The sequence below is a fragment of the Streptomyces sp. TLI_053 genome (assembly GCF_900105395.1).
In the GTDB taxonomy this organism is placed as follows: Bacteria; Actinomycetota; Actinomycetes; order Streptomycetales; family Streptomycetaceae; genus Kitasatospora.
Genome location: NZ_LT629775.1, coordinates 1,834,889 through 1,859,717, shown reverse-complemented (window position 1 = coordinate 1,859,717; position 24,829 = coordinate 1,834,889). Strand labels below are relative to the sequence as shown.

The 24,829-nt window shown below is 73.4% G+C and carries 23 protein-coding genes; 9 read left to right on the top strand and 14 right to left on the bottom strand.

Annotation, left to right across the window (positions count from 1 at the left end):
- Positions 1 to 10: 10 nt before the first annotated feature.
- From BLU95_RS07235 to BLU95_RS07210, 6 genes are all read right to left on the bottom strand, one after another.
- A complete protein-coding gene (locus BLU95_RS07235; protein ID WP_093859258.1) occupies positions 11 to 466 on the bottom strand; it encodes an SRPBCC family protein in 456 nt (151 codons plus the stop codon).
- A 1-nt stretch (position 467) separates the two neighbouring features.
- On the bottom strand, positions 468 to 728 hold the full coding sequence (locus tag BLU95_RS07230) for an acyl carrier protein (protein ID WP_093859257.1): 261 nt from the start codon (positions 726 to 728) through the stop codon (positions 468 to 470).
- A 76-nt stretch (positions 729 to 804) separates the two neighbouring features.
- Positions 805 to 2,046, bottom strand: a complete 1,242-nt coding sequence (locus tag BLU95_RS07225) for a beta-ketoacyl synthase N-terminal-like domain-containing protein (protein ID WP_093859256.1) — start codon at positions 2,044 to 2,046, stop codon at positions 805 to 807.
- 5 nt (positions 2,047 to 2,051) lie between these two features.
- Positions 2,052 to 3,311 carry a beta-ketoacyl-[acyl-carrier-protein] synthase family protein gene (locus tag BLU95_RS07220; RefSeq protein ID WP_093859255.1) on the bottom strand — a complete coding sequence of 420 codons (1,260 nt, stop codon included), beginning with the start codon at positions 3,309 to 3,311 and terminating at the stop codon, positions 2,052 to 2,054.
- Positions 3,308 to 3,742: a cupin domain-containing protein gene (locus BLU95_RS07215; RefSeq protein WP_093859254.1), complete on the bottom strand. Its 435-nt coding sequence runs from the start codon at positions 3,740 to 3,742 to the stop codon at positions 3,308 to 3,310. The genes BLU95_RS07220 and BLU95_RS07215 overlap by 4 nt, the downstream gene beginning before the upstream one ends.
- Before the next feature lie 109 nt (positions 3,743 to 3,851).
- Positions 3,852 to 5,018, bottom strand: coding sequence for a SchA/CurD-like domain-containing protein (locus tag BLU95_RS07210; protein WP_093859253.1), 1,167 nt, complete (start codon positions 5,016 to 5,018; stop codon positions 3,852 to 3,854).
- 303 nt (positions 5,019 to 5,321) lie between these two features.
- On the opposite strand from BLU95_RS07210, the gene BLU95_RS07205 reads away from it, so the two are divergent.
- On the top strand, positions 5,322 to 6,947 hold the full coding sequence (locus BLU95_RS07205) for an FAD-dependent oxidoreductase (RefSeq protein WP_093859252.1): 1,626 nt from the start codon (positions 5,322 to 5,324) through the stop codon (positions 6,945 to 6,947).
- A gap of 68 nt (positions 6,948 to 7,015) precedes the next feature.
- On the opposite strand, the gene BLU95_RS07200 is transcribed toward BLU95_RS07205, so the two are convergent.
- Positions 7,016 to 8,575, bottom strand: a complete 1,560-nt coding sequence (locus BLU95_RS07200; protein WP_400746942.1) for an APC family permease — start codon at positions 8,573 to 8,575, stop codon at positions 7,016 to 7,018.
- 428 nt (positions 8,576 to 9,003) lie between these two features.
- Here BLU95_RS07200 and BLU95_RS07195 point away from each other — a divergent pair, with 428 nt between their 5' ends.
- Entirely contained in the window at positions 9,004 to 10,320 is a 1,317-nt protein-coding gene (locus BLU95_RS07195; RefSeq protein WP_093859250.1) for a DUF2254 domain-containing protein, read from the top strand.
- Between the two features lie 93 nt (positions 10,321 to 10,413).
- Here BLU95_RS07195 and BLU95_RS07190 read toward each other — a convergent pair whose 3' ends face one another.
- Both BLU95_RS07190 and BLU95_RS07185 read right to left on the bottom strand, forming a co-directional pair.
- Positions 10,414 to 10,725, bottom strand: coding sequence for a hypothetical protein (locus tag BLU95_RS07190; RefSeq protein WP_093859249.1), 312 nt, complete (start codon positions 10,723 to 10,725; stop codon positions 10,414 to 10,416).
- Positions 10,722 to 11,063: an SAV_915 family protein gene (locus BLU95_RS07185; RefSeq protein WP_093859248.1), complete on the bottom strand. Its 342-nt coding sequence runs from the start codon at positions 11,061 to 11,063 to the stop codon at positions 10,722 to 10,724. The genes BLU95_RS07190 and BLU95_RS07185 overlap by 4 nt, the downstream gene beginning before the upstream one ends.
- A 235-nt stretch (positions 11,064 to 11,298) precedes the next feature.
- Between BLU95_RS07185 and BLU95_RS07180 the strand changes: the two genes are divergently transcribed.
- From BLU95_RS07180 to BLU95_RS07170, 3 genes are all read left to right on the top strand, one after another.
- Positions 11,299 to 11,778, top strand: a complete 480-nt coding sequence (locus tag BLU95_RS07180) for a helix-turn-helix domain-containing protein (protein ID WP_231978362.1) — start codon at positions 11,299 to 11,301, stop codon at positions 11,776 to 11,778.
- Positions 11,771 to 12,220 (top strand): DUF4180 domain-containing protein, encoded by a 450-nt coding sequence (locus tag BLU95_RS07175; RefSeq protein WP_093859246.1) that lies wholly within the window; start codon positions 11,771 to 11,773, stop codon positions 12,218 to 12,220. Before BLU95_RS07180 ends, BLU95_RS07175 begins: the two co-directional genes overlap by 8 nt.
- A gap of 130 nt (positions 12,221 to 12,350) precedes the next feature.
- Positions 12,351 to 14,573, top strand: coding sequence for an NADP-dependent isocitrate dehydrogenase (locus BLU95_RS07170; RefSeq protein WP_093859245.1), 2,223 nt, complete (start codon positions 12,351 to 12,353; stop codon positions 14,571 to 14,573).
- An 88-nt stretch (positions 14,574 to 14,661) separates the two neighbouring features.
- Here BLU95_RS07170 and BLU95_RS07165 read toward each other — a convergent pair whose 3' ends face one another.
- Positions 14,662 to 16,155 carry an MFS transporter gene (locus tag BLU95_RS07165; protein ID WP_093859244.1) on the bottom strand — a complete coding sequence of 498 codons (1,494 nt, stop codon included), beginning with the start codon at positions 16,153 to 16,155 and terminating at the stop codon, positions 14,662 to 14,664.
- A 143-nt stretch (positions 16,156 to 16,298) separates the two neighbouring features.
- On the opposite strand from BLU95_RS07165, the gene BLU95_RS07160 reads away from it, so the two are divergent.
- Positions 16,299 to 17,006 (top strand): TetR/AcrR family transcriptional regulator, encoded by a 708-nt coding sequence (locus BLU95_RS07160; RefSeq protein WP_093859243.1) that lies wholly within the window; start codon positions 16,299 to 16,301, stop codon positions 17,004 to 17,006.
- Positions 17,007 to 17,121: 115 nt separating this feature from the next.
- Here the strand turns inward: BLU95_RS07160 and BLU95_RS07155 are convergent, their stop codons facing one another.
- The 3 genes from BLU95_RS07155 to BLU95_RS07145 all read right to left on the bottom strand — a co-directional run bounded on the left by BLU95_RS07155 (position 17,122) and on the right by BLU95_RS07145 (position 20,377).
- Positions 17,122 to 18,090, bottom strand: a complete 969-nt coding sequence (locus BLU95_RS07155) for a cytochrome c oxidase assembly protein (protein ID WP_093859242.1) — start codon at positions 18,088 to 18,090, stop codon at positions 17,122 to 17,124.
- Between the two features lie 155 nt (positions 18,091 to 18,245).
- Positions 18,246 to 19,061, bottom strand: coding sequence for an alpha/beta fold hydrolase (locus tag BLU95_RS07150; protein WP_093859241.1), 816 nt, complete (start codon positions 19,059 to 19,061; stop codon positions 18,246 to 18,248).
- Between the two features lie 161 nt (positions 19,062 to 19,222).
- Entirely contained in the window at positions 19,223 to 20,377 is a 1,155-nt protein-coding gene (locus tag BLU95_RS07145) for a helix-turn-helix domain-containing protein (RefSeq protein ID WP_159424813.1), read from the bottom strand.
- A 144-nt stretch (positions 20,378 to 20,521) separates the two neighbouring features.
- Here BLU95_RS07145 and BLU95_RS07140 point away from each other — a divergent pair, with 144 nt between their 5' ends.
- The 3 genes from BLU95_RS07140 (at position 20,522) to BLU95_RS07130 (ending at position 23,328) form a co-directional block, all read left to right on the top strand.
- Positions 20,522 to 21,514, top strand: coding sequence for an FUSC family protein (locus tag BLU95_RS07140; RefSeq protein ID WP_107452490.1), 993 nt, complete (start codon positions 20,522 to 20,524; stop codon positions 21,512 to 21,514).
- Between the two features lie 57 nt (positions 21,515 to 21,571).
- Positions 21,572 to 22,378, top strand: coding sequence for an alpha/beta fold hydrolase (locus BLU95_RS07135; protein ID WP_093859238.1), 807 nt, complete (start codon positions 21,572 to 21,574; stop codon positions 22,376 to 22,378).
- A gap of 107 nt (positions 22,379 to 22,485) precedes the next feature.
- Positions 22,486 to 23,328: an alpha/beta fold hydrolase gene (locus BLU95_RS07130; protein WP_093859237.1), complete on the top strand. Its 843-nt coding sequence runs from the start codon at positions 22,486 to 22,488 to the stop codon at positions 23,326 to 23,328.
- A 130-nt stretch (positions 23,329 to 23,458) separates the two neighbouring features.
- Here the strand turns inward: BLU95_RS07130 and BLU95_RS07125 are convergent, their stop codons facing one another.
- On the bottom strand, positions 23,459 to 24,637 hold the full coding sequence (locus tag BLU95_RS07125) for an alpha-hydroxy-acid oxidizing protein (RefSeq protein ID WP_093859236.1): 1,179 nt from the start codon (positions 24,635 to 24,637) through the stop codon (positions 23,459 to 23,461).
- Positions 24,638 to 24,829: the final 192 nt, after the last annotated feature.

Sequence of the window (24,829 nt, the reverse complement as noted above, 5' to 3'; positions counted from 1 at the left end):
AGGTCATGGCTCAGAGCTCCGCGGCCTTCTTCTCGACCTTCTCGCGGATCAGCTGCAGCTGGATCCGGGAGTTGCGGTTGATGTGATTGACCATGCCGTCGTCGTCGACGGGCGCGGTGGGCTTCATCGCGAAGTCCTGCACCCACCGCATCCGGGTGCCGGACGGCACCTCGGAGTACTCCCAGTGGATGTCCATGTACTCGAACGGGCCGGGTTCGACCCGCCGGGCCCGCACCTCGAGCGAGGGGCGGTCGGTGGTGCGCTCGGAGACCCAGCTCCAGACCTTGCCGTCGTCGTCCGGGTGCATGGTCAGCCGGAAGGTGACCCGCTCGCCGTCGCGCTCCAGCACCTCCACCGAGGCGTACTCGCTGAACAGCTGCGGCCAGTTCTCCAGATCGTTGGTGATCTCCCAGACCAGGTCGAGCGGGGCCTCGATGACGATCTCGTTGTCCGTGTGTCCGGGCATCTCAGGCACCCGCCTTCGCAGTCACGGCGGAGTTCACCAGGGCCAGGAACTCGGCCGGGGTCCTGGCCGACTCGGCGCCGTTGGTGACCTTCACTCCGTGTCGGTTCTCCAGCTCGCCGACGACGCCGAGCAGGCCGAGGGAGTCCACGCCGAACTCGTCGAAGTCGGCTCCGGGCCGCTCCAGTTCGACCGGGTCGATCTCGACGCCGGCCCGGGCCCGGATGAGTTCCGCGAGTTCGGGATAGTTGAGGGTGTTGCTCACGAGGTGTCCCTTCGTAGCGAGCCAGTGGTTGAGCGGTGGAGCGTGGGGCGGGCCGCGGGCGGGCGGACCGGCGGGGTCAGTCCGGTTCGCCGCGCCGCAGCACCAGGGCCGCGTTGGAGCCCATCAGCCCGCGGCTGAGCACCAGGGCGGTACGCAGTTCGGCCGGGCGGGCGCGGCCGGTCACCAGGGCCAGGTCGTGGGCGACCTCGGTGACGTTCGGGGTGGGCGGCAGCACGCCGTCCTCCATGGCGAGCACGGCGGCCACCGTGTCCAGCGGCGGTGCGCCGCAGTAGGCCCGCCCGGTACCGGACTTGGGGGCGGTGACCGGGACCCGCTCGGCGTACGGGCCGAGCGCGTCCGCCAGCGCGAGCGCCTCGGCGCGGTCCGCGGCCGGGATGCCGAGGGCGTCGGCGAAGACCACGTCCACCTCCTCCGGCGAGATCCTGGCCCGGTCGAGGGCGATCCGGATCGCCGCCGCCAGGCCCTCGCGGGACTCCGCCCAGCGGGAGGCGCCGGTGAAGGTGGCGCCGTGCCCGGCGACGTACGCCCGGACGGCGGCCCCGCGCCGGCGGGCGGTGGCCTCGTCCTCCAGCAGCAGCATCGCGCCGCCCTCGGCGGGGGCGAAGCCGGCCGCGTCGGGGGAGAACGGCAGGTAGGCCCGGTCGGGCCGGTCGGCCAGGCTCAGTTCGGGGTAGCCGAGCTGGCAGACCATCGAGTACGGCGCGAGCGGGGCCTCGGCGGCGCCGACCACCACCGCGTCGGTGCCGTGCACGACGGAGCGGGCGGCGTGCGCGATCGCGTCCAGTCCGCCGGCCTCGTCGCTGGCCACCACCCCGCACGGGCCCTTGTAGCCGCCGCGGATCGACACCTGGCCGGTGCTGGCCGCGTAGAACCAGGCGATGGACTGGTAGGGGCCGACGAACTGCGGTCCCTTGCCCCACAGTTGCTGGAGCTCGCCCTGGCCGAACTCGCCGCCGCCCGAGCCGGCCGCGGTCACCACGCCCACCGCGTAGGGGTGTTCCGGATCGGCGACGAAGCCGGCGTCCGCCACCGCCTGGTCGGCGGCGGCCATCGCGTAGTGCGTGAACCGGTCGGTCTGCACCAGGTAGCGGCTGTCGATGACGGCCTGCGGGTCGAAGTCCCGCACCTGGCCCGCGACGCGCAGCGGGAGGTCCGCACAGCCCTCGCGCGATATCCGGTCGAGGACGCTCACGCCCTGCCTGGTGGCCTTCCAGAAGGCATCGGCCCCGACGCCGTTCGGTGCCACCACACCCAGGCCGGTGATCACCGCCCGGCGTTCCTGTTGACGTGACGTCATGGATCTCACCCCGTTCTCGTGAGCACGACGGCGGACTGGAATCCGCCGAAGCCGCTGCCGACCGAGAGGATGTGGCGCAGCGGGATCTCCCGGGCGGTGCGCGGCACGTAGTCCAGGTCGCACTCCGGGTCGGGTGTCTCGTAGTTGGCGGTCGGCGGCACGACGCCGCGGTCCAGTGCGAGGGTGCAGGCGACCACCTCGATCGCGCCGATCGCGCCGAGCGAGTGCCCGACCATCGACTTGATCGAGCTCATCGGCGTCCGGTAGGCGTGCTCGCCGAGCGAGCGCTTCACCGCCGCCGTCTCGTGCCGGTCGTTCTGCTTGGTGCCCGAGCCGTGCGCGTTGACGTAGTCGACCTCGGTGCGGTCGACCCGGGCGTGGGCGAGCGCGTGGTCGATCGCCCGGGACATCTCCAGCCCCTCCTGGGTCAGGCCGGTCATGTGGTAGGCGTTGCCGAAGGTCGCGAAGCCCCCGATCTCGCCGTAGATCCGGGCGCCGCGCCGCCGGGCGTGCTCCAGTTCCTCCAGCACCAGGACGGCGCCGCCCTCGCCGAGCACGAAGCCGTCCCGGTGGGCGTCGAACGGCCGGGAGGCGTGTGCCGGGTCGTCGTTGCGTTCGCTGGTGGCCTTGATGGCGTCGAAGCAGGCGACGGTGATCGGCGAGATCGGCGAGTCCGAGGCCCCGGTGATGCAGATGTCGGCCCGGCCGTCCTCGACCGTCTGGAAGGCGTAGCCGATCGCGTCCAGGCCGGAGGTGCACCCGGTGGAGACGGTCTGCACCGGTCCGTGGGCGCCGGTCCGCTCGGCGACCGCCGAGGCGAGCGTGCTGGGGGCGAAGGCCCGGTGCAGCTGCGGTTCGGCCAGCCGGTGGTCGACGTCCCAGCGGGCGCCGCCGGCGCTGACCAGGGCGTAGTCGTGCTCCAGCCGGGTGGTTCCGCCGACGGCGGTGCCGAGCGAGACGCCGATCCGCCACGGGTCCTCGGCGGTCAGGTCGAGTCCGGCGTCGCTGATCGCCTCGTCCGCCGCCACCATCGCGAACTGGACGTAGCGGTCGGCCCGTTGGACCTCGTCCGGGCCGAGCCCGTGGGCCGCCGGGTCGAAGTCGCACTCGGCGGCGATCCGGGAGCGGAACCCGGCGGGGTCGAAGAGCGTGATGCCGCGGGTCGCCGTCCGCCCGGCGGTGAGGAGGTCCCAGAACGCCGGGACCCCGACCCCACCGGGCGCGACCACGCCGATTCCGGTGACGGCGACCCGTCGGCGGCTCACGAAGCCACCTTGGCGTGTTCCGGCGGCCCGGCGTTGACCGCCGCCCCGGTCTCCTCGGTGTCCACGTGGCCGAGTTCGGGGCGCGGTGCCAGCGGGCCGAGGTGGAAGACCATCTTGGCCACGGTGTCGCCGACGTTGCGGAACCGGTGGCGCATGTTGATCGGGATCATCAGCCCCTGTTCGGGCTTGAGGATCCGGGTCTCGTCGTCCAGGTCCACCTCCAGGTCGCCTGCGACGACGAAGACGAACTCCTCGGAGTACGGGTGGTAGTGCTCGCCGATCCGCTCGCCCGGCTGCACGATGGCCAGCCCCATGAACCCGCTGGTGGCGCCGCAGGTGGTCGGGGTGAGCATGGCGCGCAGGTCGCCGCCGCGCCGGCGGTTCTCCGGGGCGTCGGAGACGTTCACGATCGGTGGGTACTGCGTGGACATGGTTTCTTCCTTCTTGCCGGGTGGTGCCGGGTGGTGCCGGGTGGTGCCGGATGTGCGGCCGTGTTCCGCGGTGCGGCGCCTGCGGGGACTGCGCCGGGACGGCGGAGGGTCAGGAGTCCTGCGAGGTGCGGTCGGTGACCGGGTTCATCGCCCGCGCGGCGAGGAAGGCGCGCAGTCCGGCGTCGGTCCGCAGGTCGACCTCGGGGCCGAGGTCGAGCAGCCGGCCCAGGACGGCGGCCTCGCGCTCGCCGGCGATGCCGAGCGCCGCCGCCGGGTCCGCCTCCGGCGGGACCCGCAGGTCCACCAGCCGGACCACCACGTCGTCCCGGTGGAACACGGTGCTGGTCGCGACCGGGCCGGTCGGGTCGACGGTGGCGAGCTCGTCGTACTCGGCGAGGAGGTCGGTGACCGCCTGGCCGTTCCCGGGCTTCACCGGGTAGAGCACGGCGTGCCGGTGCGGCCGTCCGGCGGCCGGGGTGCCGGCCACGGCCTGGTTCTCGGCGGGCAGCGCGGCCCGGGCGAAGAAGGCGCGCGCCGCCTGCGGGTCGCCCAGCTGACGGGCCTCCTCCAGGTGCGGGTTGATCGCCTCCTCGACGGCCCGCACCTCGGGCTGCATGGCGACGTGCCGCAGCGCGTCGCCGAGGCTGCCGATCACCTCGACCGCGCGGACGACACGGTTGCCGTGCATGAACAGGGAGGTGCGGCGCAGCCGGGTGGTCCCGTCGACCTCGGCCCGGGGGGAGGCGTAGCCGGACAGGATCCGGGCCACCTCGGGCTCGGTGCCGGGCTTCACGGTGAAGGTGAGCGCGTGCCGGACCACGCCGTCCGGGCCGGGGTCGGCCTTGGGCGGGCCGACCTGCCCGGCCGGGGCGGTCCGCGGCAGGCCGGCCGGCACCTCGGCCGGGGCGCGGGTGCCGGTGACACCGGCGGCGGAGGTCTCGCGCAGGATCGTGTAGCGCATCGAGCGGAAGGTGTCGCTGACGCAGCCGTGCATCGGCTTGACCATCTCGCGGTGGGCCGGGCTGTCCACCCACTCCAGGAAGGTGTCCTGGTCCTCCCACTCGCTGGTGATGAGCCACTGCCGGGGGTCGTTGATGTTCTGGCAGAGCTGGTCGCTGACGTGGCCGGGCACGGAGGCGACCTGGTGGCGGAGCTGCTCGTAGACGTCCATGAAGCGCTGCTGGGCGCCGTCCTGGATCTCCAGCATCAGCACCACCCGCAGCCGGGTGTCGGAGGCGGAGTGGTGCCGCGCGGGCGGTTCGGACAGAGTCGTCATGATCCACTTTCTGCTTCTGGGCCGCACGCGTCGGGGGCCGCGTGCGGCGGCTCCGGTGCCGGAAGAGCCGGGCGGTCTCCGGCGGGGAGGGGTGCTGGGGTGGCGTCGGCCACCAGGTCTGAGGTCGATCGTGCGCGGTGCTCCCGGGTGGCGCGAGCCATGCGGGCCATCCGAGCGATGAACCGCCAGAACGGACCCGGCGCGGGGGACGGTAGGACCGGGCCGCCGTGTCCGCGGGCCCCTCCGAGGGTCGCGCCGAGCCCCGCATTCGGCCCCGAACTCCCGTACAGGCTGGAGCAATTGATGAATCCGAAGGTGGACGACCGGGTACCGGTCCTGATCGTCGGCGGCTCGTTGGTCGGGCTGTCGGCCGCACTCTTCCTGGGCCGACTGGGTGTCAGGCACCTGCTGGTCGAGAAGCACGCCGACACCTCGCGTCACCCGCGTGGCCGAGGCAACAACGTCCGGACGATGGAGCTGTACCGGGTGGCCGGCATCGAGGCGGCGATCCGCGAGGCGGCGTCCGTGCTGGCCCCGAACCACGGCATCCTGCAGGCCCCCTCGCTGACCGGCGAGGAGCAGGAGTGGCTGTTCCGCGAGATCGACCCGGGCGGGCGGCTGGCCCGCTTCAGCCCCAGTTCCTGGTGCCTGTGCAGCCAGAACGACCTGGAGCCGGTGCTGCGCCACGCCGCCCGGGAGCTGGGCGCGGACATCCGCTTCGGCACCGAGCTGGTCTCCTTCGAGCAGGACGACGAGGGGGTGACGGCACTGCTGCGCAGCCGGGAGACCGGGGAGGAGCGGACCGTCCGGGCGCAGTACCTGGTCGCGGCGGACGGCCCGCGCAGCCCGGCCCGCACCGCGCTGGGCATCGGCCAGACCGGCAAGGGCGAGCTGTTCCACAACGTCAGCATCACCTTCCGGGCGAAGCGGCTGGCCGAGGTGGTCGGCGACCGTCACTTCATCGCCTGCTACCTGACGAACCCGGAGGCGGACGGCGCCCTGCTGCCGGTCGACAACCGGGAGGAGTGGGTGTTCCACGCGCCGTGGCACCCGGAGCACGGCGAGCCGCTTGAGGCGTTCACCGACGAGCGCTGCGCCCGGCACATCCGGGCCGCCGTCGGGATGCCGGAGCTCGACGTCGAGGTGACCGGCCGGGCTCCGTGGCACGCCGCCGAGCGGGTGGCCGGGAGCTACTCCTCGGGGCGGGTGTTCCTGGCCGGGGACTCGGCCCACGAGATGTCCCCGACCGGGGCGTTCGGCTCCAACACCGGCATCCAGGACGCGCACAACCTGGCCTGGAAGCTCGCCGCGGTGCTCTGCGGCTGGGCCGGTCCCGGCCTGCTGGACACCTACGGGCAGGAGCGCCGCCCGGTGGCGCGGGTGACCAGTGAGCGGGCCTCGGCCCGTTCCGCCGAGCACAGCCACCCGGGCTACGCGGTGGTGCCGGGCGTCGGCCGGCAGGCCGGGGTACTGGCGGTGGCGCTCGGCTACCGCTACCCGCGGGGCGCGGTGACCGGCACCGACCCGGAGGGTCCGGTGGTGCCGGAGGCCTTCGGGTCGACGGGCGAGCCGGGCAGCCGGGCACCGCACCAGTGGCTGCTGCGGGCCGGGGTCCGGCTCTCCACCCTCGACCTGTACGAGCAGAGCATGGTGCTGCTGACCGGTTCGGCGGGCACCGCCTGGCAGGAGGGCGCCCGTCGGGCGGCGGACCGGCTGGCCGTCCCGCTGGAGGCGTTCCGGATCGGCCCCGACGGCGAGGACGACCTGGCCCCCGAGCCGGGCGAGGACTTCGCGGCCCTGCACGGCATCGGCCCCGAGGGCGCGCTGCTCGTCCGTCCGGACGGCTTCGTGGCCTGGCGTTCCGAGGGTCCCGCCGAGGACCCGGCCGGGGTGGTCGAGCGGGCGCTGCGCCTGGTGCTCTCGCTCTAGGGGTTGTCTGACAGCGGAACGGGCCCGCCGGTGCGTACCGGCGGGCCCGTCGTGCTGGGTGGCGCGGGTCAGTGACCGCCCGCGTCGACCACCTCGACGTCCTCGATGTTCTGCTCGATGACCTCGGCGGGCAGGGCGACCCGGATCGCCCAGTAGTAGATCGCCAGGGAGAACGCGGCGACCGCGGCCATGTCCCACCACATCGGGATCCGGCCGGTGCCGTCGCCGAAGCCGCCCTGCCAGGAGATCAGGCCGAGGCCCAGCAGGTAGACCGGCAGCCACTGGGCGGCCCGCAGGTCCAGGCGGGGGGCGTTCGGCAGGCCCTTGCGGGTGGCGTAGAAGGCGTAGCTGCCGAGCAGGCCGTAGCCGACCACGATGGCGATGCCCAGGCGGGAGAGGGTGTGCCAGCCGGACCAGTAGATGATCAGGCTGGAGACCACGAACGAGGCCGGGGCGATGACCGCGCCGCCGGGCAGGCGGTAGGAACGCTCGCGGTGCGGCAGCCGGCGGCGCAGCGCGCCGAAGGCCAGCGGGGCGCCGGCGTACATCAGCACGCTGGCGGAGACGATGAAGCCGACCAGCTCCTGCCAGCTCGGGAAGGGCAGGAAGCAGATGACACCGGTGACGAAGGACATGATCAGGCCGAACCACGGGGTGCCGCGCTTGTCGACGCGCTCGAAGAGCTGCGGCGCGTAGCCGTTCTTGCTCAGGCCGTACGCGATGCGCGAGGTCGACGTGGTGTAGATGAGGCCGGTGCCGCCGGGGGAGACGATGGCGTCGAAGTACAGCACCCAGGCCAGCCAGCCCAGGCCGACCAGGGTGGCGAGGCCGGCGAACGGGCCGTCGATGCCGGGGAAGTCCAGCTTGTCCCAGCCGTTGGCGAAGGAGGCGGCGGGCAGCGCGGCGATGAAGACGACCTGCAGCAGGACGTAGATCACGGTGCCGATGGCGACCGAGCCGAGCACCGCGCGCGGGATGTCGCGCTTGGGGTTCTTGCTCTCGCCGGCCAGCTGGATCGCCTGCTCGAAGCCCAGCAGGGCGAAGATGATGCCGCTGGCGCTGACCGCGGTGAGCACGCCCTTGACGCCGAACGGGGCGAAGCCGTGCGAGGTGAAGTTGGAGCCGTGGAAGTTGGTCACGGCGAGCACGAAGATCGCGAACAGCGGGACGAAGATCTTCAGCCAGGTGGTGGCGCTGTTGGTGCGGGCGAGCACCCGGACACCGAGGAAGTTGACCGCGACGAACAGGCCCATCAGCAGCACGGCGACCACGAAGCCGCTGGCGGTGAGGGTGCCGTTGTCGTTGAGGAGGCTCTTCGCGAACTCCCAGTGGCCCGCGTAGCCGATCATCGCCTCGACCTCGATCGGGGCGACGGTGGCGGCCTGGAGCCAGGAGAACCAGCCGAACGACATGCCCGCGAGGCCGCCGAAGGCGTAGTGCGGGTAGCGCGCCGTGCCGCCGGCGACCGGGAACATGCCGCCGAGCTCGGCGTGCACGAACGCGAGCAGGACGATCGCGACCGCGCCGATGCCCCAGGCGACGATCGCCGCCGGGCCGGCGACGACGACGGCGTTCTTGGCTCCGTAGAGCCAACCCGAGCCGATGATCGATCCGACCGAGGCCCACATGAGGCCGATCAGGCCGACCTCGCGCCGGAGCGAGCGGTGGGTGGTGGTGCCGGTGGTGCCGGTGCTCGATCCGGGCGGAGAGAGCTGGTTGAGGGAAGCCATGCGCAATCTCTCTGTGCTGTGGGAGCTCCGGCTGAACGGAGCGCGGAGAGTTGCCACACAGTAGGCGTATTCATAGACCTCTGCACAGATTTCATTACTGAATGTTTACCTACTTCGCGGGATATTCCCGCAGGTAGGAGGCCATGTGTTCATGTGCCCGTTACGTGACTCACCAGTAGTTCCGGTATCTGAGCGCGAATTGAGCCTCGGTCCGTACTCGTGCAATATGGAGGGCATCCCGATTCATAGAAATCGGCCGGAGTGCATAGAAATACCGGCGCGTGGCGTGCCGGGGGCTGCCGCGTGCGGGCACCTAGCCTGGGGCGATGACCGACCGCCAGACCGGGCCGCGGCCGCCGGTCCGCTACCGACCGCTCTCCCCGCTGCGCGAGCACCTGCGCGAGTCGTTCTGGTTCGCCCCGCTGCTCGCCTGCGTCGCCGCCGTGCTGCTGGCCGGGCTGACCGCCGAGCTGGACGAGGCCGTGGTGAGCCAGAGTGTCGCCGACACCGGCTCGGTGGACGAGCTGCTGCGCTTCAACAGCGCCGCCAAGTCCGTCGTCTCCACGGTGAGTTCGGCGATGCTGACGTTCATCGGCGTGGTCTTCTCGATCTCCCTGGTGGCGCTGCAGATGGCCGCCAGCCAGTTCTCCCCGCGGGTGCTGCGGCTCTACGTCCGCAGCCGGCTGACCAAAGCGGCCTTCTCGGTCTGCCTGGCCACCTTCCTCTTCGCGCTGCTGGTCCAGTTCAGCTACGACGACTCCACCGACCCGGCCAAGCTCACCTCGGTGCCGGTCTTCTCCAGCGTGGTGGCCGTGCTCCTGGTCGTGCTCAGCCTCGCCCTGTTCGTGCTCTACGTGCAGTCCACGATGCGGCTGCTGCGCGTCCCGCACGTCATTGATCGAGTGGCCAACGAGTCGACGGCCGTCCTGCTCCAGTACCGGCTGATGCCGGCCGAACCCGCGCCGCCCGTGCCCGACCAGGCGTACACCCTGCTCCACGAGGGGCGCTCCGGCGTGCTGCGGGACGTGAACATCGGGCGGCTGCTGCGGATCGCCCGCAAGCACGACGCGGTACTGCACCTGGTACCGAGGATCGGCGACTTCATCGCCCCCGGGACCCCGATCGTCCGGGTGGCCGGCGAGCGCCCGCCGCCCTCGCGGCGGATCGCCCAGGCGCTCAACGTCGGCGTCGACCGCACCATGCACCAGGACCTGAGCTTCGGCTTCCGCCAGCTCGTGGACATCGCGATCCGCGCGCTCTCGCCCGCCGTCAACGACCCGACCACCGCGGTGCAGGCCGTCGACCGGATCCACCAACTGCTGGCGATGCTCCTGCACGAGAGCTTCGGCGACCTCTGCCACCGCGACCGGCACGGTGCGGTCCGGCTGGTCGAACCGGTGCCGGGCTGGTCGGCCGTCGTCGACCTCGCCTTCACCGAGATCCGGCTCTGCGGCGCCGGCCACCCCCAGGTGACCCGCCGCCTGACCGCCGCGCTGGACGACCTGCTGCGAATCGCCCCGGACCGGCGCCGGCCCGAACTCCTGGAGCAGCAGGTCCTGTTGGTCCGTGCGGTGACCCAGGAGCAGGGCGACCCCGAGGTCCGGGCCTTCGCGCTGCGCCCGGACCGCCAGGGGATCGGCTGACCGGCCCGGGGGGTGCCGCGACGGGGGGCGACGGGGGCGACGGGGTGCCGCGACCCGGGGGCCCGGGCGCACCGACCCGGCCCCCGGGAGTCCTCAGGGCACCGGCCGCAGGGTCGGCCGGGCCGGGACGAGGGCACGGAGCACCAGATCGACGTGGACGTGGGCCGCGCCGGCCCGGAGCAGGGCGGCCGAGACGGCGCGCAGTTCCTCCGGTCCCGTGCAGGCCAGCCGGAGTTCCAGGTCGGCACCGCCCGCCAGCGCCAACCCGCTCTGCACTGCCGGGAGTTCGGCGACCAGCCGGTCGAAGTCGAGCGGCACGGGGCCGAAGCTCACCCGGGCGAGGGCGTGCAGCGGCCGGGCCGGCTCCGGCCCGGGCGTCCCGGGGACCAGGTGGAGTGCGCTCACCTGTGCTGGAGCTGTGCGCCGGGCCGGCCGGTGGGGCGTCCACCCGGACCGGTGCCCCGGTCGGTGGGGGCCGGACGACCGCCCGGGGGGACGACGGGCGCGGCGACCAGCCGCGGGTCCAGGACGAGTTCCTCGACGCCGAGCGGCGCGGTGAGCGCCCGCAGCGCCGGTTCGCCGAGTTCGACGGCGGCCTGCTCCGGGCCGAGGAGCTCGGCGAGCGCGCCCGCGGAGCTGAAGCCGACGGCGCAACGGCGCCCGTCGCGCAGGCGGAAGAGGCGGAGGGAGGTGGTCCGTCCGGTGACGGTGACCGGGACGTGCCAGACGACGACGCGGGCCATGCGGGTGCTCCCGAGTGGTGGAGAGGGGCCTGCCGGAACTGCACCTCCGACGCTAGGACCGTCGCGCCCGACGGGAGAACCTTCCTGACGCAGCGTTGACCGAATGCAGCGCCGCGTTGACGAAGTCCTGACGGTCGGGTGCACCGCTCACCGGACGCCCTTCCTTATCCTTCCTTATCGTGCCCTGTGTCATGGTAGTTTGCGTAATGAAATGACAGAGTCAAGGAGGCGGCCGGTGCCGGAGCACCCCCCGGAGTACTTCTCGGTCGAGCAGGTTGCCGAACTGCTCGGACTGCACGTCCGGACGGTCCGCGGCTACGTCCGCGACGGCCGGCTGCGGGCCACCAGGATCGGCAAGCAGTACCGGATCGCCCGCCGCGACTTCGAGTCCTTCGCCGGCGGCACCGTCGCCGACACCCCCGGCGGCGCCCCGGGGGCCGACGCCGCGCCGCCGGCCGCCCCGGCACCGCTGCACGCCGAGGCGTCCGCCGTGGTGCAGATCGACGGCATCGGCGTCCGGGAGGCCGCCCGGCTGTCGAACACCCTGCTCGCGGCGGTCTCCGGTCCGCGCGGCGGGGCCGTGCCGCTGCGGATCGAGACGCTGCACAACGAGGATCGCGCGACCCTCAAGGTGATCGTCCTCGGCGCCCCGGCGGACACCGCCGAGCTGCTGCTCCTCATTCACACCCTGACCACGGAGAACCGCCATGTCTGAGCCGCTCCCGACGCCCGCGCCCGCGCCCCTGTCCGTCCCCGCGTCCGTCCCCGGGGCCGTCCCCGCCCCGGTCGTGGTGCGGCTGTCCGCCGACGGCCCGGTGGTCCGCGCCCCGCGCGACGGCACGGACCTGCTCGGCGAGGCCTTCGCCCAGGACGCCGAGTGGCTGGTGGTGCCCGCCGCCCGGTTCGGGCCGGAGTTCTTCACCCTGGGCACCCGACTCGCCGGGGAGGTCACCCAGAAGTTCGCCCAGTACCGGGTCGGCCTCGCCGTGGTCGGCGACCTCTCCGCGTACACCGGGGCCAGCGGTGCGCTGCGGGACTTCGTCCGCGAGAGTAACCGGGGCCGCCAGCTGTGGTTCCTCGCCGACGAGGCCGAGTTCGACGCCCGGATCGACGCGCTGCGCGAGGCCCGGAACGGCGCCCACCGGCCCTCCGGGTGACCCGTCCGGCTTGCCCCGCGACGGCATCGGGTCGACCGTGGAGCTGATCCGTGCCGGGGGGAGGTGGAGCGGAGGGCCGGTCACGAGATATCTTGACGTCAAGACGTTGGAGACGTGAAGCGGAGTACCGATGACTGACTCGACCATCATCTATACGCACACCGACGAGGCGCCTGCCCTGGCAACGTACTCGTTCCTGCCGGTCGTCCAGGCGTACGCCTCGACCGCGGGCGTGAAGGTGGAGACGCGCGACATCTCCCTCGCCGGGCGGATCATCGCGAGCTTCCCGGAGCGTCTGACCGAGGACCAGCGGATCGGCGACGCCCTCGCCGAGCTGGGCGCCCTGGCCAAGACCCCGGGTGCCAACATCATCAAGCTGCCGAACATCTCGGCCTCGATCCCGCAGCTCAAGGCCGCCGTGGCCGAGCTGCAGGCGCAGGGCTACGCGCTGCCGGACTACCCGGACGACCCGCGGACCGACGAGGACAAGGACGTCCGCGCCCGTTACGACAAGGTCAAGGGCAGCGCCGTCAACCCGGTCCTGCGCGAGGGCAACTCCGACCGCCGCGCCCCCGCGTCGGTCAAGAACTACGCCAAGACCCACCCGCACCGCATGGGTGCCTGGTCGGCGGACTCCAGGACCAATGTCGCCACCATGGGCGTGAACGACTTCCGCTCCACCGAGAAGTCGACCGTGATCGCCGAGGCCGGCGCGCTGCGCATCGAGCTGCTCGCCGAGGACGGCACCACCACCGTGCTGCGCGAGTCGGTCCCGGTGCTGGCCGGGGAGGTCGTGGACGCCTCGGTCATGCGCGCCGCCGCGCTGAACGAGTTCCTGGCCGCGCAGGTCGCCCGCGCCAAGGCCGAGGGCGTGCTGTTCTCGGTCCACCTCAAGGCCACCATGATGAAGGTCTCGGACCCGATCGTCTTCGGCCACGTGGTCCGGGCGTTCTTCCCGCAGACCTTCGCCACGTACGGCGAGGTGCTGGCCGCCGCCGGCCTGAACCCGAACAACGGCCTCGGTGGCATCCTGGCCGGCCTCGACGCGCTGGAGAACGGCGCCGAGATCAAGGCCTCCTTCGAGGCCGAGCTGGCCGCCGGTCCGGCGCTCGCCATGGTCGACTCGGACAAGGGCATCACCAACCTGCACGTGCCGAGCGACGTCATCGTCGACGCCTCGATGCCGGCCATGATCCGCACCTCCGGCCACATGTGGGGCCCGGACGGCCAGGAGGCCGACACCCTCGCCGTGCTGCCGGACAGCAGCTACGCCGGTGTCTACCAGGCCGTGATCGACGACTGCCGCGCCAACGGCGCCCTGGACCCGGCCACCATCGGCTCGGTCCCGAACGTCGGCCTGATGGCCCAGGCCGCCGAGGAGTACGGCAGCCACGACAAGACCTTCGAGATCGCCGCGGCCGGCACCGTCCGCCTGGTCGACGCCGCCACCGGCGAGGTCGTCCTGGAGCAGGCCGTCCAGCCGGGCGACATCTTCCGCGCCTGCCAGACCAAGGACCTGCCGATCCGCGACTGGGTGAAGCTGGCCGTCACCCGCGCCCAGGTCACCGGCGACCCGGCCGTCTTCTGGCTGGACGAGACCCGCGCCCACGACGCCGTGCTGATCGAGAAGGTCAAGGCGTACCTGCCGGAGCACGACACCACCGGCCTGCGGATCGAGATCCTGGCCCCGGTCGAGGCCACCACCTTCTCGCTGGAGCGCATCCGCCGCGGCGAGAACACCATCTCGGTGACCGGCAACGTGCTGCGCGACTACCTGACCGACCTGTTCCCGATCCTGGAGCTGGGCACCAGCGCCAAGATGCTGTCGGTCGTCCCGCTGATGAACGGCGGCGGCCTGTTCGAGACCGGCGCCGGCGGCTCCGCCCCGAAGCACGTCCAGCAGCTGGTCAAGGAGAACTACCTGCGCTGGGACAGCCTGGGCGAGTTCTTCGCGCTGGCCGCCAGCTTCGAGCACCTGGCCCGCACCACCGGCAACACCGGCGCCCAGGTGCTGGCCGACACCCTGGACCGCGCCACCGGCACCTTCCTCAACGAGGACAAGTCGCCGAGCCGCCGCCTCGGTGGCATCGACAACCGCGGCAGCCACTTCTACCTGGCCATGTACTGGGCCCAGGAGCTGGCCGGCCAGACCGAGGACGCCGCCCTGGCCGAGGCCTTCGCCGGCCTGGCCAAGACGCTGACCGAGCAGGAGGCGGCCATCGTCGAGGAGCTCGTCGCCGTGCAGGGCTCCGCGGTCGAGCTCGGCGGCTACTTCCAGCCGGACCCGGCCAAGGCCGCGGCCGTGATGCGTCCCTCGAAGACGCTCAACGAGGCGATCGCCAACCTCGGCTGATCCCACCCGCACCGCGCACGACCCGGGAGGCCCCGGGGTCCGTACCCACGGACCCCGGGGCCTCCCGGCGTTCCCCCCGCAGGGGCGTTCAGTGCCCCTCGCCGTCCGGACGGGCCTGCCGGGGGAGCAGGAAGGCGATCACGAAGGCCGCGGCGAGCAGCGCGGCGACGAGTCCGTAGGTCAGCCCGGCCGCGTGCCCGAACCCCTCGGTGGGGGCCCAGCCGAAGAACGCGGTGCCGAGCAGGGCGACGCCCATCGAGCCGCCGAGCTGCTGCTGGGCGTTGAGGACGCCGGACGCGGAGCCGGTCTCGGACTCCTCGACCCCCGCGAGCGCGATGTCGAAGAACGGCGCCATGATCAGGCCGAGACCGAGGCCGGCCACGGCGAGTCCCGGTGCCAGCTGCCAGGAGCCGAGGCCGGTGGCCCCGTCCACGGTGGCCCACAGGCCGAGCGCGCCCGCGGCGGCCAGCACCATGCCGAGGTGCAGCACCCGGCGGCCGTACCGGGGGGCGAGCAGGGCACCGGAGAGCACGGCTCCGACGACCACGCCGATCGAGAGCGGGATCATCGACAGCCCGGCGTGCAGCGGTGTCCAGCCGAGACCGAGCTGGAGGTGGAGGGTGAAGACCAGCATCAGGCCGGAGAGGGCGGCGAAGAAGACCAGCCCGGTGGCGAGCGCCGAGACGAAGGCCCGCTTCCCGAAGAGCGAGGGCTCGATCAGCGGGGTGCCGCCGCGGCGCAGGACGCCGCGCTGCTGGACGGTGAAGAGCCAGGCCGTCGGTACCGAGGCGGCCATCGAGAGGAAGGTCCACAGCGGCCAGCCGAGCTCCCGGCCCTGCACCAGCGGGTAGACCAGCAGCAGGACGGCCAGCCCGAGCACCAGCACACCGACCGGGTCGACCCTGCCGGTGCCGGTGCCGGTGCCGGTGCCGGTGGCGGCGCTGGTGGTGCGGTTGGTGGTGGTGCGGTCGCCGGGCAGGATCCGCCCGGCGGCGAGGACGGTGAGCAGGCCCACCGGCAGGTTGATCAGGAAGACCGCCCGCCAGCCGAGGCCGAACCAGTCGGCCCCGGTGAGGTAGCCGCCGAGGGTCGGGCCGAGCACCGAGGAGAGTCCCAGGACCGGGCCGAACAGGCCGAAGGCGGTGCCGAGCTCCTTGGGCGGGAACATCGCCTTGATCAGCCCGAGCCCCTGCGGGATGAGCAGTGCCGCGAACAGGCCCTGCACGGTGCGGGCGGCGACCAGGGTGCCGGCACCGGGCGCGGCCGCGCAGAGCGCCGAGGCGAGGGTGAAGCCGGTCGCGCCGAGGACGAACAGGCGCTTGCGGCCGAAGAGGTCGCCGAGCCGGCCGCCGGTGATCAGCAGGACGGCGAAGGCGAGCGTGTAGGACGCGGTGATCCATTGGATCTGGGCGTCACTGCCGCCGAGGTCCTCCCGGACGGCGGGGGCGGCGACGCCGACGATGGTGGTGTCGAGGAGGTCCATCACCTCGGCGGCGAGGACGACGGCGAGTCCCGCCCAGCGCAGCCGGTAGCCGGTGGACGGCTTTCCGACGGGCGCGGGTGGGGCGATCTGACTGGTCATGGGGAGGTCTCCGGAGCGAGAGCCAGCGACGAACGACGTTCGTCATAACGAACACTGTTTTTCTGAACGAACAGTGTTCTCCCATGGAACGGTGTTCGTGTCAAGTACTGTGGGTCCTGTCACCGACCCACGAAGGAGCCCCCATGACCAGTGCCGCCCCGCGCTCCGGCTGGCCCGAGCACTGGCAGGACAGGGAGCGGGCACCCCGGCGGCAGCCGCTGAGCCGGGAGCGGATCGTCGAGGCGGCGCTGCGGATCGTCGACACCGAGGGCATGGACGCCCTGAGCATGCGCCGCGTCGGCCAGGAGCTCGGCACCGGCGCGGCCAGCCTCTACGCCCACGTGGGCTCCAAGGAGGAGCTGGTCGAGCTGGTCCTCGACCTCGCCTACGCCGGAATCGAGCTGGAGGAGGCCGATCCGGCCCGCTGGGAGGAGCAGATCAAGGGCCTGCTGCGGCGCTCCCGCGAGGCACTGCTCTCGCACCGGGACCTGGCCAAGGCCGCCGTGGTCGCGAACGTCCCGGTCACCCCGCACGCGATGGACATCGCCGAGACGATGCTCGCCATGCTGCGGGCCGGCGGGCTGGACGAGCAGACGGCCGCCTACGGGGTCGACCTGCTGGGCCTCTACACCACCGCGACCGCCTTCGAGGCGTCCACCCGGGGCGGAGGCAACACCGAGGAGTTCACCGAGCGGATCCGCGACTACTTCGCGACCGTCCCGACCGGGCGCTACCCGATGATCACCTCGATGGCCGCCGCGCTCACCCGCAACGTCGGCGACGAGCGGTTCGAGTTCGGCCTGGACATCCTGGTCGCGGGCCTCGCCCGGCAGGTCCCGCGCCAGGCCTGAGGCCGCCCCCGGGTACGACGGAGCCCCCGTCCGCGGTCGGACGGGGGCTCGTCGGTGGTTCTTGGTCGGTGGGCCAGGTCGGCCAGGTCGGCCAGGTCGGCCAGGTCGGGCCGGATCAGCCGGCGTCGGCCGCCGGCCGCCGGTTGCGCTGGTCCAGCGAGGCCAGGTAGGCGTTGTACGCCGCCAGCTCGGCGTCACCGCTGCGGTCCTCGGCGCGGTCCCGGCGGCGCGAGAGCCGCTCCTCCGAGCGCATCCACTGGTAGACCAGCGCGATCAGCACGATCGCGGTCGGGATCTCGCCGAACGCCCAGGTGATGCCGCCGGCCAGCTTCTGGTCCGCCAGCAGGTCGGTGCCGGGAGGCGCCCCCTCGGCGGTGAAGGTCTTGACCAGCTGGTGGTTGGCCATCATCACCGCGACACCGAAGAAGGCGTGGAACGGCATGCCCATGAACAGCTCGATGATCCGCATCACGTGGCCGGACCGGTTCGGGCCCGGGTCCACGCCCATGATCGGCCAGAAGAAGGCGAGCCCGGTCGCCAGGAAGTGGACCATCATGAAGATGTGCCCGAGCCGGTACTCCATGAGGAAGTCGAACAGCGGGGTGAAGTAGACCCCGTACAGGCTCGCGATGAACAGCGGGATGGTGAACGCCGGGTGCGAGATCACCTTCACGTAGGTGCTGTGCAGCAGTGCCACCAGCAACTCGCGCGGCCCGCGCGGACGCCCCTTCCCGGCCGGCCGCAGCGCGCGCAGCGCCAGCGTGATCGGCGCCCCGAGCAGCAGCAGGATCGGCGACAGCATGGAGAGCACCATGTGCTGCATCATGTGCGCGCTGAACAGGACCATGCCGTAGTCGTTCAGCCCGCTGCAGGTGACCAGGATCACCGAGCCGATGCCCAGCACCCAGGCCACCGTGCGCCCGACCGGCCAGCCGTCCCCGCGCCGCCGCAGCCGCACCACGCCGAGGAGGTACAGCGCGAGCCCGGCCAGGGCGGCGGCCAGGAACACCCAGTCCGGGGACCAGGTGAGCACATTGGAGAACGAGAACGGTCCTAGCTCGGTCATCCCGCCGTGGTGGTGCATGCCTGACATTCCGTCGCCCATCGGCGGGTCCTGCTTTCCGTCCTCGCGGCCCCTGGGTGGGTCCGGTTCGCCCGTTTTGCTTCGTCGTACAGCCTAGGCGGGCCTTACCCGGGGCCTCCGGCCGGGGTCAGCCGTCCGGGGTCAGCCGTCCGGAGTCAGCCGTCCGCGCGCGTCGAACCGGCGAAGGCCACCAGCCGTTCGGCCACGGCCTCCGGCTGGTCGACGTGGGCGGTGTGCCCGGCGCCCTCGAAGACGGTCCACCCGGCCCGCGGGTTGAGCGCCGCGGTGGCCTCCGCGTGCGCCGCCGGCCAGAACTGGCTCTCCGCGCCCGCGGTGATCAGCAGCGGGACCTCGGCCCGGGCGACGACGTCGCGCCAGTCCTGGCGAGAGTGGTCCAGCAGCAGCGGATAGGTGTCGGGCGTGATCAGGCTCTCGGCACCGCGCCCGCCGGCCGCCCTGATCGCGGCGTCCAGCGCGGCCGGGTCGGGCCAGTCCCGGCCGTGGCCGGTGGCGAAGGCCGTCGGCGAGCCGAAGAAGGTGCCGAGGTTCTCCTCCGTGAGGCCGTAGAAGCCGTAGGACCAGTCCGGGGCGTTGACCATCCTCGGGGACTGGTCGACGGTGGCGACCCCGGCGAGCCGGCCGGTGCCGAACAGGCTGACGTACGCCCAGATGGTGCTCGCCCCCATGGACTGGCCGATCGCGACCACCCCGCGCAGGTCGAGGGCGGTGACCAGGTCGTCCAGGTCCTTGCCGTGCCGGGACATCCGCTGCCCCCAGGACGGCCGGTCGGACTGCCCCTGCCAGCGGCGGTCCAGCGAGATCACCCGGTACCCGGCGGCGCGCAGCGGGGCCCACTGCAGCGCCCAGTCGTCGGCGGGCGCGCCGTACCCGGGCACGAGCAGGACCGGCTGTCCGTCGCCCTCGTCGTAGTAGTGGAGCGAGACGCCGTCGTTGGTGGTGATCCTGGGCACGGGGGGCTCCTGACCGGGTTCGGGGCATGGACCGGTCCATCGTCGCGGCGGGCGCCGGGCGCACCGGGCAGGCGCGGACGGGCCTCACCCGCCCGGCGTACCGGGCACGGTCGTCCGGTCGCCCCGGTGCTCCGGCCCCGGCCTTCCGGCGGGGCGCCGCCTCAGTGCTCCCCGCCGGTCCGCCCGTTCACCGCCTCCAGGTGCCGAACCGCCCACCACAGGGACAGCGCGTCCTCGGTGCGGGCCGGGTCCAGGCCGGTGGCGGCGGTCAGCGCGCGCAGCCGGTAGCGCAGGGTGTTGGGGTGGACGAACAGCGCGGCCGCGGCCTGCTCCGCGTTGGCGTCGGCGGCCAGGTAGGCGTCCACGGTACGCACCAGGGTGGCCCGGCGGTCACCGGAGGTGTGTCCGAAGCACCGCTCGACCAGCTGCCCGCCGACCGCCGGAAGGGTCAGCACCGCCAGGTGGAGCGGTAGTTCCCCGGTCCGCACCGGGCGGGCCAGGCCGAACGCCACGGCCAGTTCGTCGCACCGCTCGGCCTCGGCCAGCGACTCGCGCAGCCTCGCCAGCGGCCGGGCCGCCCCCAGGCCGGACGGTACGGCGACCCGGTCCGGCAGTGGGCGGGCGGTCAGGCCGACCACCCGGTCGGTCCCGGGTTCGGCCAGCAGGGCGACCGTGTACGGGCGCAGCTCCCGCTCCACGACCGCGATCGTCCGGCCCGCACCGGGCCGGGCGTGGCACACGTGGTACTCGCTGCGCAGATCGAGGCCGAGCGCGGCCGCGGCGGTGGCCAGGTAGTCGGTGGGCAGGTCCCCGGTGAGCAACTGGCGCAGCAGCAGGGTGCGGTGCTCCTGCGCGGCGGTCGCCTCGGCCAGGTCGCGTTCCCGGTGTCCCTGGACCACGGCGGCGGACAACCGGTCGCAGCAGTCCCAGAAGTCGCGGGCGAGTTCCAGCCCGGCCTGCTGGGCGTCGACGCGGCGGATCTGCAGGTAGAGGGCGTCGAAGGCGCGGCGGGTGGTCAGCCGGAAGGCCTCCAGGAGGGGTTCCAGACCGATGCCCTGCTCGGCACGCAGCGCCCCGAAGGCGGCGAACGCCGCCCGCTCCCCGGCGGTGGCGTCGCGTCCCTCGCGCAGCATCGCCAGGACCGGTGCCAGGACGGCGAGCAGGTCGCCGCGCACCCGGCCGGTGTCGTGCCCGTGGTAGGCCGGGATCTCGCGGACCACGGTGGCCGCCGCCGCGGTCGCGATGTCGTCGGGGGACAGATCCGCCAGGACGCGCCTGCGCTCCTCGGCCACGGTCGACCCGGTTCCTTTGTTCACACGGACAATTCTGGCCCCGCCGACACTGTGCCGCGCACCATGGCCGCCGAGCCGGCCGCGGGGCACCGTGGAGACCGGGAGCCGGATCCCGTTCCGCCCGGATCCGTCCCGCCCGAGCCCCGTCCAGCCCAGGAGCCGTCCGCCATGCCTCGCCCCGACCGTCCCGCCGCCGCCCCGCCCGGGCGACGGATCCCGTGGGACCGGACGGTGCGCAGTGCGGTCGCGATCACCGCGGCCCTGCTCGGCGCGCACGCGCTGGCGGGTGCCGCCGGGGTGCCGGTGGCCGTGGCCGGCGCGGTGTGCAGCGTCAACGGCGACCACAGCGGTCCGGTGCGCGAGCGCGCGGTCCGGTTCGCCGCGATCCTGGTCGGCGGGTCCGCCGGTCTGCTCCTCGGCCGTACCGCGCCCACGCCGGGCTGGGGCCAGGCCCTGTGCATGGTGCTGGCCGCCCTTGCCGCCGCGGTCGTCGGCTTCGCCCGGCCCGCCGACCAGCTGTTCGGCCTCAAGCTGATGGTGCTGACCGCCATCGGCATGGGCATGGGCGCCGGTCCGACGTCCGTCCGGACCGTCGCCCTCTACGGACTCGGCTGCGCGCCGATGGGTCTGCTTCTCGTCCTCGCCCGCCTGCGCGGCCGCCCCGCCGCCGGCACCACGGACCGCCCGGCACGGGCGGTCCGGTCCGGTCCGGCCCGCCGGGACGCCGTCCTGCGGCTGCCGCTGTGCGTCGGGACCGCCGCGGTCCTCGCCGAGCTGCTCCGGCCCGAGCACGCCTTCTGGCTGCCGCTCACCGCGGCCCTGGCCTTCCGTCCGGCCGACGCCTCGGTGCTGCGCCGGGTCGGCGACCGGGTGGCCGGCACGGTCCTGGGAGTCCTGGGCGCCGCGCTGGCGGCCCGCACGCTGTCCGGCTGGACGCTGGTCCTGCTCGCCGTCCTGGTGGGCGCGGTCCTCCCCGGGGCCACCGACCGCTCCTACGCCCTGCACACAGCGCTGGCGAGCGTCGTCGTCCTGGTGCTCGCCGTCCCCGGTCCGCCCTCGGACGGCCGGGTGATCACCGCCCGGCTGGTCGACACCCTCCTCGCCTGCGGGGTCGCCGTTGCCGTCGGTCACCCCTGGCGGCGGAGGCCCGCCGCCCACTGACCCCCCGTCGTACTCCTCTTCCGACATCCCCGCCCCGACACCCTCCCGGAGGCCGCCATGCCCAGGTTCGTCACGAGCGACAACACCGCCCTGCACTACTACGACGAGGGCACCGGCCGACCGGTCGTGCTGATCGCCGGCTACGGGGCGCCCGCCGACAGCTGGGCGATGCAGTGGGCCGCCCTGCGCGCGGCCGGACACCGGGTGATCTCCCTGGACCGGCGCTGGCACGGGCAGTCCGACCGGCCCGCGGGCGGGCAGCGCATCGCCCGGCACGGCACGGACCTGCACGAGTTCCTCACCGGGCTGGACCTCGACGACGTCACCGCGGTCGGCGCGTCGATGGGCGCGAGCACCGTCTGGTCGTACGTCAGCCTGTTCGGTGGCGAGCGGCTCGCCGGGATCGTCACGCTCGACCAGACCCCGCGGATGGTCAACGGCCCCGACTGGCCGTACGGCTTCCACGGGCTGACCACCGAGAACCTGGGCACCTTCTTCCTGCGGCCTGACGCCGTCGCGACCGGCCGCGGCCGCGCGTGGCCCGACCCGGTGGCCGTCGACGCGGGGATCAGACGGGCCGGGGGGCGTGGCATGAGCCGGCTCATCACCGACGACACCTACCCGCTGCTGTTCGACCACGCCTGCCAGGACTGGCGGGACGTCGTGGCCGGCCTCACCGTGCCCGCCCTGATCGTGGCCGGTGCCGACAGCCAGTTCTGGTCGAGCGAGCACGCCGGTGCCACCGCGGCCCTCAGTCCGCTGGCCCGCGCCGCGGTCGTCCCCGGGGCCGGCCACCCCGTCCACCTGGACCGCCCCGACGCGGTCGCCCGGCTGATCGTCGAATTCGCCGCCACGACCGGCTGAGCCCGGCGGCTCCTCGTCCGCACCCTCCTACCCCCGCCCGGCCCGAGGCTCCCGCCACGGGCCGGGCGGCCGTACGTCTCCACCACCCTCGACACCTGGAGCCCCCTTTGTTCACCCTCCCCAGCCCCGGCGGCATCCGCCTCCATGTCCGGACCTGGGCCCCCGACGGCCCGCCCCGCGCCGTCGTCCAGATCGCCCACGGCATGGGCGAGCACAGCGGCCGCTACGCGCGCCTGGCCGAGGCCCTCACCGCGACGGGCTGCGCCGTCTACGCGGGCGATCACCGCGGCCACGGCCTGACCATGCACGCGGGGCGCGGCCGGCTCGGGCCGGACGGCTGGAACGAGCTCGTGGGCGACCTCGCCCGGATCACCGCCGTCGTCGAACGCCGCCACCCCGGACTCCCCGTCGTGCTGCTCGGCCACAGCCTGGGATCGTTCGCGGCCCAGCAGTACACCCTCGACCACGCCGCGCGGCTGTCCGGCCTCGCACTGTTCGGCACCACCGCGCTGGACCACCTGGCCCGGAGCCTCACCGGGACCGGGCCACAGCTGCTCGCGGCCCTCAACGAGCCGTTCCGGCCCGCCCGCACGCCGGCCGACTGGCTCAGCCGCGACCCGGACGCCGTCGACGCCTACCTCGCCGACCCGCTGTGCGGATTCGCCCTGGACGCCGCCGGGCTGGCGGGGCTGACCGCCGCCGCACCCCGGCTCACCGACCCCTCCTGGGTCCGCCCCGACCTGCCGGTCGCGGTCTTCGCGGGGGAGGACGACCCGCTCGCGGCCGGTCTGGTGCCCGCGGACCTGGTCGCCCGCCGCTACCGGCACGTGGGATTCACCGACGTGGTCCACCACAGCTATCCCGGTGCCCGGCACGAGCTGTTGCACGAGACCAACCACGGGGAGGTCACCGCCGACCTGGTGGCCTGGCTGGCCAGGGTGACCGGCTGAGGTCCCGGGACGGGGAGACGGAGAGCCGGAGATGCGGCGCACGGCGGAAGGCCCGGCCCCCCGAACCCTGTGCGGGTTCGGGGGGCCGGGCCTTCCGCCGGTTGTGCGTGAGCCGGCCGGACGGCGCGGGTCAGAGCCGGCGCAGCGCGCCCTCGGCCCGGAGGTCGGCGAGCGTCGGGTAACCGTCCACGGCCATGATCAGGTCGGCCTCGGCGAGCAGCGAGCGCAGCACGTGCACGACGCCGTCGACGCCGCCGACGGCGAGACCGTAGGCGTACGGCCGGCCGACGGCGACGGCCGTGGCGCCGAGGGCGAGTGCCTTGATCACGTCCGCGCCGGTCCGCACGCCGGAGTCGAACAGCACCGGCATCCCGTCGGCGGCCTCGACCACACCGGGCAGGGCCTCCAGGGCCGGCAGCCCGCCGTTGGCCTGCCGGCCGCCGTGGTTGGAGCAGTAGACGCCGTCCACGCCGCCGTCCTTGGCCCGGCGGACGTCCTCCGGCGCGCAGATGCCCTTCAGGACGATCGGGAGGTCGGTGATCGACCGCAGCCACGGAAGATCGTCCCAGGTGAGCGGGTTGCCGAAGACGTTGATCCACTCGCGGACGGCGCCCCGGGGGTCCTCCTCGGGCGACTTGGCGAGACGCGCCCGGAACACCGGGTCGGAGGTGTAGTTGGCCAGCGCGTGGCCGCGCAGCTGGGGGAAGTTGCTGGTACTGAGGTCACGCGGGCGCCAGCCGGTCAGCCAGGTGTCCAGGGTGACCACGATGCCCTGGAAACCGGCGGCCTCCGCCCGGTGCACGAGGCTCTCCGCCAGGGCGCGGTCGGTCGGGGTGTACAGCTGGAAGAACCCGGGGGTGTCGCCGAACTCCGCGGCCACCTCCTCCAGCGGGTCGACGGTCAGCGTCGAGGCGATCATCGGAACACCGCTGCGCGCGGCGGCGCGCGCGGTGGCCAGGTCGCCGTGACCGTCCTGCGCGCAGAGGCCGATCACCCCGACCGGGGCCATCAGCAGCGGCGACGGGAGCTCGAGCCCGAACAGGTTCACGGACAGGTCGCGCCCGGTCGCGCCGACCATCATCCGCGGCACCAGGCCCCAGCGCTCGAACGCCGACACGTTCGCCCGCTGGGTGGACTCGTCCCCGGCGCCACCCGCGACGTAGGAGAGCACCGACGGCGGCAGCGCGGCCTGCGCGCGGGCCTCCAGCTCGGGGAAGGTCATCGGCATCGTCGGCTGCACCCCGAAGAGACCGTCGAAGTAGATCTCGTTCTGGTAGTCCCCGTACTGCCCGCGGGAGTTGACGTCCATGGTGTTCGCCGTCCTTCCAGACGCCGGCCGCCCGGGACCGTCCCGGGCGCGGCACCTCCCACCGTGCCGCCCGGTCGGCCCGCGGACCATGGCGCGGGCGCCAAGAAGGCCGGCCGCCGGACTGTCGCCACGGACAGGACCCGGTCGGCCGGCGTCGCGCGGGCCGAGGGTGTTCCCGCCGCGGGCACGCAC